Consider the following 11,416-nt stretch of genomic DNA (forward strand, 5'->3'; position numbering starts at 1 on the left):
ACGTCCCGGGCGCTCCCGTCCGGGCCAGAAGAAGGAGAAGCAGAAGCATGACTCACGCACTGACCCACAGATTGACCCACAGATTGACCCGGCAGCTCACTCGCCCCAGGACGCCGCAGCTGCGCCGAGACTCGGGGATGACGACCGCGGAGTATGCCGTTGGCATCATGGCCGCCTGCACGTTCGCCCTCGTGCTCCTCGGCGTCGTCAAGTCCGACGCGGTGCGCAGCGCCCTGGCCGGGATCGTCCAGAGCGCCCTGGGGATCGCGGGGTGAGGCCGCGACGCGCTCGGTTCTTACGGGGTCGAGAGCGCGAGACAGAGTGCGGGACACAGCGCGGGACAGAGCGCGGGACAGAGCGGGGGATGGTGACGGCCGAGCTCGCCGTTGCCATCCCGTCCGTCGTGCTCGTGCTGGCCCTCTGCCTCGTGGCGGTCAAGGCGGCGGTCGACCAGATCCGGTGCGTCGACGCCGCGCGTGTCGCGAGCCGAGCCGCGGCCCGCGGCGACGACCCGGCGCGAGTGCGGGCGCTCGCGCTCGACTCCGCGCCGACAGGTGCGCACGTGCAGGTCGAGGGTGCCGGCGGGGGAGTGCGCGTCACCGTGTCGGCGCGCACCGGCGGATGGGGCGCCCTGCCCGGATGGGAGCTGAGCGCGTCAGCCGTGACGCCGGTCGAGTCCGCATCGTGACCAGGCGAGCGAGCGCGCTCCCGGATCGCGGGGCGGCAAGCGTCCTGGTCCTGGCGCTCGTGGGCGTGGTCCTGGCACTCACCGTCAGTGGTCTCGTCCTCGCGTCGGTCGTCGTGGCCAGCCAGCGGGCTCGCCTCGCGGCCGATCTCGGGTCCTTGGCGGGGGCATCGGCCATCCAGGACGGAGCCTCAGCGGCGGGCGCCTGCGCCGCCGCGCAACAGGTGATCCGCGCCAACGGGGCTGCGACACAGAGCTGTTCGTCGGTCGACTCCGTCGTCGACCTGCGAGTCGTGGTGGCCGCCGCTCTGTGGCCCGACCCCGCGGTCGCTCACGCTCGAGCTGGTCCCGAACGGTGACGCTCACCCGGGCGCTCACCCATGACGCTCACCCATGACGCTCACCCATGACGCGGGTCGGACGTGACGAGGGGCTTCGCACGGACCGGCTCTGTCGGTGTCGGGCCTTTCCGCCGTCACGGGCCCAGCGGGGTGCCTAGCGGTTCTGCCAGGCGTCGGGCGCGGTGAGCAGCTGGCGCACCCGATCAGGCAGGTCTCCCGTGCGCAGGTCCTCGATCGAGGTCTCGTCGAGCACCTCGCGCAGGCTCACGCGGACTGCCACCCAGAGGCTCGGCAGGTGGGTGGCGACGCCTCCGTACTCCGTCTCGTGGGGACGCAGGCCGCGCACCTCGGCGAGCGGGCCGTCGACGGCGCGGAAGATGTCTCCCACGCTGATCTCCGTGGCCGGGCGACCCAGGACGTAGCCACCCAGCGCCCCCCGACGGCTCAGCACGAGGCTGCCGCGGCGCAGGTCGGCGAAGATCGCCTCGAGGAACTTGCGCGGCAGCTCCTGCCGGGTCGAGAGGATGTCGATGCTGATCGGGCCTGAGCCCTCCGCGTCCGCCTCCGCGAGGATGAGCATCGCCCGGACCGCGTAATCGACTCGTGCCGAGATGTCCACGCGTGCAGTCTGCCGCACCAGGCTGAACGACTGCGCGACGGCCCCGGTCTCCTGCCCCTGTAGAGGGGTGGCTCGTTCAAGACGTCGACCACGGTCCCCCCGCCCCGGTCTCGATGTGGTGGCACCTCCGCGTGGTGGAACTGAGACGGCGAGGTGTCGTCCCCTCGCCGCCTCAGGTCCACCCCGAATCACCCGTGTCCCTAGCCACCCGCTCTCGTTGGGCGACTGCGAGAGGAACCTCGCGGCATACGTCAGGTCGTGGCGTGAGCGGCCACGCGCTCCGTCTCACCAAGACGTGTCCGAACTGGACGAGTGAGGATCAGACCGCGAGTGCCGCGTCGACGACACTCGACCGCCCGACGGAGCGTGCATGGACCCTCTCGCCCTCGCGGAGCTGCAGCTCGGCGGCTTCTCGGCGCGTGATCTGCGCCGCGAAGCGCTCACCGTCGTCGGTCCGTAGGTCGACGCGCACCTCGAAGCCCAGCGGTACGACCCGTTCGACGACGGCTGCCACGACACCGGCCGAGTCGGGAACGACGGCGTCGAGCGCCAGGGCCGTCGCGCGGTCGCGCTCGAGGACGATGTCATGGGGGCGCACCAGCTGGTCTCCCAGACGCGCCACCGACCCGAGGAAGCCCATGACGAAGTCGTTCGCGGGGCGCTCGTAGAGCGTCACGGGGTCGCCGGCCTGCTCGATGCGTCCCTTGTTGAGCACCGCGATGCGGTCGGCGACGTCGAGTGCCTCCTCCTGGTCGTGCGTCACGAGCACGGTCGTCACGTGGACCTCGTCGTGGAGGCGGCGGAGCCACTGGCGGAGGTCGGTGCGGACCTTCGCGTCGAGGGCGCCGAACGGCTCGTCGAGCAGCAGCACCTGCGGGTCCACGGCCAGCGCGCGGGCCAGGGCCATGCGCTGGCGCTGACCGCCCGAGAGCTGGGCCGGGTAACGGTTGCGGAAGCCCTCGAGGCCGACGATCTCGAGCAGGTCGCCGACCTTCTTGTCGATCTCGGCCTTGGGCCGCTTGCGGATCGCGAGGCCGAAGGCCACGTTGTCGCGCACCGTCATGTGCTTGAACGCGGCGTAGTGCTGGAACACGAAGCCGATCCCACGTCGCTGGGGCGGCTCGCTCGTCACGTCGCGTCCCTGGATCGTCACCGAGCCTGAGTCGAGCCCCTCGAGGCCGGCGATGGAGCGCAGGAGGGTCGACTTCCCGGAACCGCTCGGGCCGAGCAGCGCGGTCAGCGAGCCCTTGGGGATCTCGAGGCTGATGTCGTCGAGGGCGGCGAAGCTGCCGTAGTTCTTCCGGGCGTTGGTCACGGTGATCATCGGTCGCTCCTCTTGCGGTCGAGCACGGTCATGAGCAGCAGCACGACGAGCGCGATGCCCATGAGGAGGGTGGCGGCGGCATACGCGCCGTAGGTGTTGTGGTCGTCGATGTAGCGCGAGTGGACGAGGAGCGTCAGCGTCTGGGAGACCCCCGCGAAACCGGAGGAGACCATGATGACCGCCCCGAACTCGCCGAGCGCCCGGGCGACTGTGAGCACGATGCCGTAGGTCAGCCCCCACCGGATGGCCGGCAGCGTGATCCGCCAGAAGGTCTGCCACGGGTTGGCCCCGAGCGTCGAGGCGGCCTGCTCCTGGTCGAGTCCGATCTCGTGGAGCACCGGCTCGACCTCACGCACCACAAACGGCAGTGTCACGAAGATCGTCGCGAGGATCATGCCCGGCAGGCCGAAGATCACCTTGAAGCCGGCGCGGTCGAGGGCGCCGAACCAGCCGCCCGCGCCCCACAGCATGATGAGCGAGACCCCGACGACGATGGGCGACACCGCGAACGGGAGGTCGACGACGGCCTGGAGGAGTCCGCGGCCCCGGAACCGGCCGCCGCGCACCAGCGCCAGGGCCGTGGCCACACCGAAGACGACGTTGACCGGGACCGTGATGGCGACGATGAGCAGCGACAGGTTGAGGGCCGACTGGGCGGCCGGGGTGGAGATCGACGCGAGGAACTCCGACAGGCCGGGCGAGAAGGTGCGCCACAGGATGACGGCGATCGGGACGCCGACCAGCGCGAAGAGGTAGCCGAGGGCGACCACACGCAGCGACAGGCGGGTGCCGCGGGAGACCTTCATGAGTCACTCTCCTCACGTCGCTGACTCCGGCTCGACAGGACCCGCAGCACGAGCAGGGTCACGAAGGCGATGCCAAGCAGGGCCACCGACACCGCGGCTGCCGCCTGCGGGCGGTCGATCTCGATCTGCTGCTGGATGTACTGCGAGGCCACCTGCGTCTCGTGGGGGATGTTGCCGCCGATGAGCACGACCGATCCGTACTCCCCGATGGCACGCGCGAACGCGAGGCCGGTGCCACTGATGATCGCCGGAGCCAACGACGGCAGCACGATCCGGCGGAAGGTGGTCCATCCGGTCGCCCCGAGCGAGGCAGCCGCTTCCTCCACCTCGCGGTCGGTCTCGATGAGCACCGGCTGCACCGATCGGACGACGAAGGGCAGCGTCACGAAGAGCAGCGCCACGACCAGCCCCCAGCGGGTCGCGTTGAGCTGCACGCCGATCGGGCTGTGCGGCCCGTAGAGCGAGAGCAGCACGATGCTGGCGACGATCGTCGGGAGGGCGAACGGCAGGTCGATGAGCGCGTTGACGATCCGCTTGCCGCGGAAGTCGTCGCGCACGAGCACCCACGCCACGAGCGTGCCGACAACGGCATTGACGAGGGCGACGACCGCAGAGACGACGACCGTGACCGCCAGGGCCGCCAGCGCGGCCGGCGACGTGATCGCCTCCCAGAAGCCCGAAAGACCCTCGTCGAATGCCGCCACCGTCAGCGCGGCGAGGGGGAGCAGGACGATGACGCTGAGCCACAGCGTCACCATCCCGACGCCAAGTGGCCGGGCCAGGCGGAGGCGCCTCCGTGGGTGGGACGCCGCTGGGACGTCTGGCCCGGCACTCGGCGTGGAGTCCGGTGGCTGTTGAGAGCGCGTCGGCTCACCAGATCCGGACTGGTGCGAACCGTCCGACCGAGGCGGCAGCAGGGCCGTCGGGTCGGAGCCGCCCCGGCGCTCGTCGGTGTGTGCGGTCATCGCCGTCTCCATCTGGACGTCGGTCTTGAAGTCAGAGTCGGTCTTGAGGTCGAAATCGGTCTCGGAGTCCGTCGCGACACCAGGCCGGACGTCACCGCGAGGCCTTGTCGTAGATGACCGCGATGTCACCCACGTCCTTCTTGAAGAGCGTGCCGTCGACGGTCTTCCAGCCACCGAGGTCGGCGATGGTCCACAGCTTCGTCGGCGCGGGGAACTTCGCGGTGTAGGCCGCTGCGACCGTCGGGTCGACCGGGCGGAACCCCGCCTCGGCGAGCAGCTTCTGTCCCTCGGTCGTGTAGAGGAAGTCGTTGAATGCCGTCGCCTTGGCGAAATTCTTGCTGCCCTTGAGCACGGCCGTCGGGTTCTCGATCTTGAAGGTCGACGGGGGCGTGACGTGCTGGACGGGGTCGCCGTTCTTCTCGATGAAGAGCGCCTCGTTCTCGTAGCCGAGGAGCACGTCGCCGCTGCCCTGCAGGAACGCCTCGGTCGCCTCTCGCCCCGACTTCGGCTGGATCTTCACGTGCTGGCTCACGAGGGACTTGATGTAGGCCAGCCCGGCGGCCTTGTTCGTGCCGCCGTCGCTCTTGGCGGCGTAGGGCGCGAGCAGGTTCCACTTGGCCGAGCCCGACGAGAACGGGTTGGGCGTGACGACCTCGACGCCCGGCTTGAGCAGGTCGTCCCAGTCCTTGATGCCCTTGGGGTTGCCCTTGCGGACGACGATGGTCACGACCGAACCGAAGGGGATTCCCTTGTGCTCATTGGCGTTCCAGCTCGAGTCGACGAGTCCTGCGTCCACGAGACGGGTCACGTCGGGCTCGACCGAGAAGTTGACGAAGTCGGCCTCGGCGCCGGCGGCGACCTTGCGGCTCTGGTCGCCCGAAGCGCCGTAGCTCTGCTGGAACTGGACGCCTGCCCCGGCGGCGGTCTTCTGGAAGGCCGGGATGAGGACGTCGAAGGCGACCTTCGGGACGGAGTAGGCGTAGAGGTTGATGGTGCTCGTCGCGGCACGGGCAGCGGTGGACCCGGGCTGGGCCACGACGTCGCTGGCCCCGCCGGCGCACGCCGCCAGGCTGAGCGTCCCGGTCACGGCGAGGGTGGCGAGAAGAATTGGTGAGCGTCGCATCGACGGGCTCCTGACACGTGAGGACGGACGGGCGCGCATCGAGCGACAGGCCCTGGAGAGCGGCTGCTTTCCTACTGGGAGGATAGGAGTGTTTCCTACTTCACATATGGGAGTTTGAGAAATTGGGACGACGGGTGTCAACCGGTCAGGGATCCGTCTCAGACTCTGGTCGGGACCGGGGTCACCCGGCGGCGGCCACGGCCACGCGTCAGTGCACGGTCCCGGCGCATCGCAGGGTCAGATCGAGCAGCGCCACGGCCCCGACCTTGTCGAGCGGCTCGTTCCCGTTGCCGCACTTCGGCGACTGGATGCACGAGGGGCATCCGGAGGTGCACTCGCACGAGGCGATCGCTTCGCGGGTCGCCTTGAGCCACGGGCGGACTCGGCGATAGCCGCGCTCAGCGAAGCCGGCCCCACCGGGGTGCCCGTCGTAGATGAGGATCGTCGGCAGTCCGGTGTCCGGGTGCAGGGCCGTGGACACGCCGCCGATGTCCCACCGGTCGGCGGTGGCGAAGAGCGGGAGCATCCCGATCGCCGCGTGCTCGGCGGCGTGGGCCGCCCCGGGTATGCCGTCCTCGGCCACCCCGGCGCCGGCGAGGTCCTCGACGGGCATCGTCCACCACACGGCCTTCGTCGCGAGCGTGCGGGGCGGCAGGTCGAGCGGGTGCTCGCCGAGCACCTCGCCGCCGGGGAGGCGGCGCAGGAACGAGGTCACCTGATGGCGCACCGTCACGTGTCCGAAGGAGCAGCGCAGCGGACCCCAGTCCTCGTGCTCGACCTCGTGGACGATCTGGAAGTCGCTCACCGACTGCGCCTGCGTGGTCCAGCCCGGGTCTCCGCGCACCGCGAAGGCCGCGTGGTCGTCGAGGTCGAGCTCGGTGATGACCCATGTCTGGCCCTGGTGCAGGTGCACCGCCCCCGTGTGCACCTGCGAGTGCGCGGCGGCGTCGTCGACGGTGCCGACGACGCGCCCGGTCCGGGTCTCGATGATGCGGACGGGCTCGCCCGCGCCGCGCAGGGAGAGGTGATCGGCCGGGCGGTCCTCACGCCCCCAGAACCAGCCACGTGGCCGCTTCTTGAGGATGCCGCGGGCGACGAGCGCGTCGAGCAGCACCCGCGTCTGCGGGCCGAAGACGTCGATGTCCGCCTCGGTGACCGGCAGCTCGGCGGCCGCCGCCGCGAGGTGCGGCGCCAGCACGTGCGGGTTGTCGGGGTCGACGACGGTCGCCTCGATGCCCCGACCGAAGATCGCCTCGGGGTGGTGCACGACGAAGGTGTCGAGCGGGTCGTCGGCGGCGACGAGCACGGCGAGCGAGCGGGCGCCGGACCGGCCGGCCCGCCCCGCCTGCTGCCAGAGCGACGACAGGGTCCCCGGCCAGCCGGCGAGCAGGACGGCGTCGAGGCCGCTCACGTCCACCCCCAGCTCGAGTGCGTTCGTCGCCGCGAGCCCCAGCAGCTCCTTGGAACGCAGCGAGCGCTCGAGCTCGCGACGCTCCTCGGGCAGGAAGCCGCCGCGGTAGGCGGCCACGCGCCCCTCGTCGGCGACGGAGACCCGCTCCTTCGCGATGCGCGCCACGACCTCCACCCCGGCGCGCGACCGCGCGAAGGCGACGGTCTGCACGTGTTCGCGCACGCACCCGGCGAGCAGCTCGCCCGTCTCGGTGATGGTGCTGACGCGCTGCCGCTGCCCGGTCTCGTCGACGAGGAGCGGCGGCTCCCACAGCGCGAACGTCATCGACGCCCGGGGTGACCCGTCCCGCGTCACCGGGGTCACCGGCATACCGAGCAGGCGGGAGGCGTGCTCCTCGGGGTCGGCCACCGTGGCGGACGCGAAGACGAAGGTGGGCTCCGAGCGGTAGCGCGCGGCGACCCGGCGGAGCCGCCGCAGCACCGCCGCCATGTGCGCTCCGAAGACGCCCTTGTAGACGTGGCACTCGTCGACGACGACGTAGCGCAGCGCACGGAGGAACGAGCTCCAGCGCTCGTGCCCCGGCAGCAGCGAGTGGTGGAGCAGGTCCGGGTTGGTGAGCACGAGGTTGGCGTGGTCGCGGATCCACCGGCGCTCGTCGGTCGGGGTGTCGCCGTCATAGGTCGCGGGCCGCACGGCAGGCAGTGCGAGCCGGTCGATGCGGCTCAGCTGGTCGGCGGCGAGCGCCTTGGTGGGGGAGAGGTAGAGGGCGGTCGCGCCGCGACCGTTGGGGGCGCTCGCCCCTGCGACGAGGTCGCTGAGGATCGGCAGGTGGTAGCCGAGGCTCTTGCCCGACGCCGTGCCGGTGCTGACGACGACATGGCGTCCCGCGTGGGCGGCCTGCGCCACCTCGACCTGGTGCGACCACGGCGCCTCGATGCCCGATGCGAGCAGGGCCCCGAGGAGCGTCGGGTCGACCCACTCCGGCCACTCGCCGTGGACGGCGCGCCGGGCGGGCACCTCGTGGACGTGCACGAGCCGCTCGGGGTGGTCGCCGACGAGCGTGCGCAGGAGGTCCTCCGGCACGGGTCCCGTGAGCGCTGGCTCCCCGTTCATGTGGAGTAACCGTATGCCGTGGGGGTACGGTAACCGTCGTGCGGGGCAGGTTGCTGCGCAGTCATTCACACCCGATCGTGGCGCAACAGAAGTTCTGCACGTGCGGGCACAGGAGGGGACACAGGTGGATCTCTCGATCACCCGAGCCGACCACGGCGACCAGACCGTGGTGCACCTCGGCGGCGAGATCGACGTCTACACCGCGCCGCTGGTGCGCGAGAAGCTCGACGAGCAGATCCAGGGCGGCCGCACGCGGCTCGTCGTCGACCTGACGGACGTGACGTTCCTCGACTCGACCGGCCTCGGTGTCCTCGTCGGGCGGCTCAAGCTCACGCGCACGCGAGGCGGCTCGATGCGGCTCGTCGGGACGGACGACCGCGTGCTCAAGGTCTTTGCCATCACCGGTCTCGACAAGGTCTTCGAGATCCACCCCACCCTCGACGCGGCGCTCGCTGCGAGCGACGGTGCGGTGCGCGCGACGGGCGAGGGGTCCTGAACGACACCCCCGTCGCCGACAAGGCCCTGGTCGCGCTGCTCCGCGCGGACCTCGCGGCGGCCCGTTTCACGGTCGACGGCGTCGCCGAGCGGCTCGGTCCCGTGGCCTCCGCGGCGCTGCACCGGGAGCAGCCGCTGCCCGCGCTCCTCGCGACCGACCCCTCAGAGTTGTCTGAGCCGTCGGAGGCGGCGTCTTCGGTGGACGCGTGCGGCGTCCTCGTGCGCCTGTTCACCCTCGGTCGTCCGGTCCGCGAGTCGGCCCTGGCTGCTGCCCTGCCGTCGCTCGGCGTCGACGGGGCGGTGCGCCTGCGCCTCGTGCGCCGCGAGGGCGGGCGAGCGGGTTTCGGCTCCGGGCGCGAGGCCGCCGCCGACCGTGCCGTCCTCGCCACGTGCGACCTGCGCCCCTACGGCGACGACTCCCACGACTGGTGGGTGGCCTCCGACCTCTCCGAGCTCGTCGTGGGGGGCCCCTTACGGGTCGACCACGTGCTCGGCATCGGGGGTGCCTCGACGACGCTCGCGTCGTGGACCGTGCGTCGACCCGTGGGGCGGGCGCTCGACCTCGGCACGGGGTGCGGCGTGCAGACCCTGCACCTCCTCGGGCACGCTCGCTCGATCGTGGCCACCGACATCTCCGAACGAGCGCTGGCGTATGCCGCCTTCAACCTCGCGCTCGCCGCGTCAGCAGGTGCGGGCGCCGTCCCCGAGGTCGAGCTGGTCGCGGGTGACCTGCTCGACCCCGTCGCAGCACAGGAGTTCTCGCTCGTCGTCAGCAACCCGCCGTTCGTCATCACGCCGCGCGACGAGAGCCTCCCGCTCTACGAGTACCGCGACGGCGGCCGTGCCGGTGACGCCCTCGTCCAGTCGCTCGTCCGCCAGGTCGGTACGGTGCTCGAGCCCGGTGGCGTGGCGCAGTTCCTCGGCAACTGGGAGGTCCCGGCCGGTCGCTCGTGGCGCGACGTGTGGACCGAGTGGCTCGACGAGCAGGCCAGCGACGGCGTCGCCCTCGACGCGTGGGTCGTCCAGCGCGACTCGCAGGACCCGGCCGAGTACGCAGAGCTGTGGGCGCGCGACGGCGGTGCCCAGCCCGGCAGCGAGGCCCACTCGCAGCTGTATGCCGCGTGGTTGCGCGACTTCGCCGCGCGCGACGTCGAGAGGGTCGGGTTCGGGGTCGTCAGCCTGCAGCGGCCGGCCACCGACCGTCCGACCTGGCGCTCCCTCGACGAGGCCCACGGTCCGGTCGCGGCCCCCATGGGCCCGACGGTCGACGCCGGCCTGCGCGCCCGCACCTGGCTCTCCGAGCACTCCGACGACGACCTCCTCGACGTCGCGTGGTCCTGTGCGCCTGACGTCACGGAAGAGCGACACGGCACGCCCGGCGCCGAGGACCCGACCGTCATCCTCGTCCGTCAGGGCGGCGGCCTGGGACGCGTCGTGCGTGCCGGGACGCTGCTGGCGGCATACCTCGGCGTGGCCGACGGGGAGCTGACGGCTCGGGCGGCGCTCGACGCCATCGCCACGGTGCTCGGCCTCGACGCCGCCGATGTGCGCTCCGAGCTCGTCCCGCAGCTGCGCGACCTCGTCGCCGACGGCCTGCTCGTCTGAGCCGACCTCTCCAATCGAGAGAGCAATCCGTCCGGTCAGTGACACCGCTCAGTGACACCGCTCAGTGACACTGCGGGGCACCCGGGAAGCGGACGGATTGCCCTTTCGATGGGGGTTTCCCGCCAAAACAGTTGTGAGTGAGTGCTCACTCATTCATGATGGTCGGGTGTCGACACGAGTTGAGGGGGCCGCGCGGCCGGCCCAGCGCAGGGCGGCCCCGATGGACCCCGACGACCGGCGTGACGCCCTCATCGAGGTGTTCGTGCGGCTCGCCCACCGGGAGGGCCGCAAGCCGACGACGAGCGAGATCGCCCAGGAGGCCGGTGTCGCGGAGGGCACGATCTTCCGGGTCTTCCCGACCAAGGAGGTGCTCGAGAAGGAGGTCGTCCAGACCGCCTTCTGTCCGGCCCCCGTCCGGCGACGCATCGCCGCCATCGACCCCGAGGGCTCGCTGCGCGACCGGCTCGTCGACTTCACCCGCATCATGCAGACGCGCTTCACCGAGGTCTTCGGGCTGATGGGCGCGCTCGGCCTGACCGAGCCGCCCAACCGCGGCCCGCACCAGAGCTGCTTCGAGGCGGGCCGCCACCTGCGCGGGCACGCCGACGACGAGGAGCACGAGGCCGCGCACCAGCCGCTGCTCGAGGCGGTCCACGAGCTGCTCGTCCACGACGAGGACCAGCTCGTCGTCCCCGGCGCCGACGTCGTCCACCGCATCCGGCTGCTCACCTTCTCCGGCAGCCATCCCGGCATCGCGGACGGTCGGGTGCTGACCCCCGAGGAGATCGTCGACACCGTGCTGTTCGGGCTCGTGCGCCGCGGTGGCTGCGCCGAGGACAGTGAGCACGATCAGCACGGCGAGGGGTCGCGGCCGTGACAAACCAGTTGACCCTCACCCCACGTGAGTCCCTACCGTTCCTGAGCGACAC

Annotated in this window: 12 protein-coding genes; 6 read left to right on the forward strand and 6 right to left on the reverse strand. The window is 71.4% G+C overall.

From position 1 onward, the window contains the following. Nucleotides 1-47 precede the first annotated feature (47 nt). The 3 genes from AB4030_RS10345 (at nt 48) to AB4030_RS10355 (ending at nt 1,044) form a co-directional block, all read left to right on the forward strand. Nucleotides 48-275 carry a DUF4244 domain-containing protein gene (locus AB4030_RS10345; RefSeq protein ID WP_442279137.1) on the forward strand — a complete coding sequence of 76 codons (228 nt, stop codon included), beginning with the start codon at nt 48-50 and terminating at the stop codon, nt 273-275. Nucleotides 276-364: 89 nt separating this feature from the next. Continuing rightward, nucleotides 365-688 (forward strand): TadE family type IV pilus minor pilin, encoded by a 324-nt coding sequence (locus AB4030_RS10350; RefSeq protein WP_442279138.1) that lies wholly within the window; start codon nt 365-367, stop codon nt 686-688. Then, the gene (locus AB4030_RS10355; protein WP_442279139.1) at nt 685-1,044 is read left to right on the forward strand and encodes an Rv3654c family TadE-like protein; all 360 of its coding nucleotides are present in this window, start codon (nt 685-687) and stop codon (nt 1,042-1,044) included. Before AB4030_RS10350 ends, AB4030_RS10355 begins: the two co-directional genes overlap by 4 nt. 136 nt (nt 1,045-1,180) lie before the next feature. Here AB4030_RS10355 and AB4030_RS10360 read toward each other — a convergent pair whose 3' ends face one another. The 6 genes from AB4030_RS10360 to AB4030_RS10385 form a co-directional block, all read right to left on the reverse strand. Continuing rightward, entirely contained in the window at nt 1,181-1,645 is a 465-nt protein-coding gene (locus AB4030_RS10360; RefSeq protein WP_442279140.1) for an RrF2 family transcriptional regulator, read from the reverse strand. A gap of 319 nt (nt 1,646-1,964) precedes the next feature. Further along, entirely contained in the window at nt 1,965-2,969 is a 1,005-nt protein-coding gene (locus tag AB4030_RS10365) for a sulfate/molybdate ABC transporter ATP-binding protein (protein ID WP_442279141.1), read from the reverse strand. Then, nucleotides 2,966-3,775 carry a sulfate ABC transporter permease subunit CysW gene (cysW, locus tag AB4030_RS10370; protein WP_442279142.1) on the reverse strand — a complete coding sequence of 270 codons (810 nt, stop codon included), beginning with the start codon at nt 3,773-3,775 and terminating at the stop codon, nt 2,966-2,968. The genes AB4030_RS10365 and cysW overlap by 4 nt, the downstream gene beginning before the upstream one ends. Beyond that, nucleotides 3,772-4,740, reverse strand: a complete 969-nt coding sequence (gene cysT / locus AB4030_RS10375; RefSeq protein ID WP_442279143.1) for a sulfate ABC transporter permease subunit CysT — start codon at nt 4,738-4,740, stop codon at nt 3,772-3,774. The genes cysW and cysT overlap by 4 nt, the downstream gene beginning before the upstream one ends. A gap of 91 nt (nt 4,741-4,831) precedes the next feature. Next, nucleotides 4,832-5,863, reverse strand: a complete 1,032-nt coding sequence (locus AB4030_RS10380) for a sulfate ABC transporter substrate-binding protein (RefSeq protein ID WP_442279144.1) — start codon at nt 5,861-5,863, stop codon at nt 4,832-4,834. A 208-nt stretch (nt 5,864-6,071) separates the two neighbouring features. Further along, nucleotides 6,072-8,387, reverse strand: a complete 2,316-nt coding sequence (locus AB4030_RS10385) for a DEAD/DEAH box helicase (protein WP_442279145.1) — start codon at nt 8,385-8,387, stop codon at nt 6,072-6,074. A 124-nt stretch (nt 8,388-8,511) separates the two neighbouring features. Between AB4030_RS10385 and AB4030_RS10390 the strand changes: the two genes are divergently transcribed. From AB4030_RS10390 to AB4030_RS10400, 3 genes are all read left to right on the forward strand, one after another. Then, nucleotides 8,512-8,883, forward strand: coding sequence for an anti-sigma factor antagonist (locus tag AB4030_RS10390; protein ID WP_442279146.1), 372 nt, complete (start codon nt 8,512-8,514; stop codon nt 8,881-8,883). Next, nucleotides 8,880-10,487 carry a DUF7059 domain-containing protein gene (locus AB4030_RS10395; protein ID WP_442279319.1) on the forward strand — a complete coding sequence of 536 codons (1,608 nt, stop codon included), beginning with the start codon at nt 8,880-8,882 and terminating at the stop codon, nt 10,485-10,487. Before AB4030_RS10390 ends, AB4030_RS10395 begins: the two co-directional genes overlap by 4 nt. Nucleotides 10,488-10,653: 166 nt before the next feature. Beyond that, a complete protein-coding gene (locus AB4030_RS10400) occupies nt 10,654-11,364 on the forward strand; it encodes a TetR/AcrR family transcriptional regulator (RefSeq protein WP_442279147.1) in 711 nt (236 codons plus the stop codon). Nucleotides 11,365-11,416: the final 52 nt, after the last annotated feature.

Origin of the sequence: Terrabacter sp. 2YAF2 (assembly GCF_052114705.1) — a bacterium.
GTDB lineage: Bacteria > Actinomycetota > Actinomycetes > Actinomycetales > Dermatophilaceae > Terrabacter.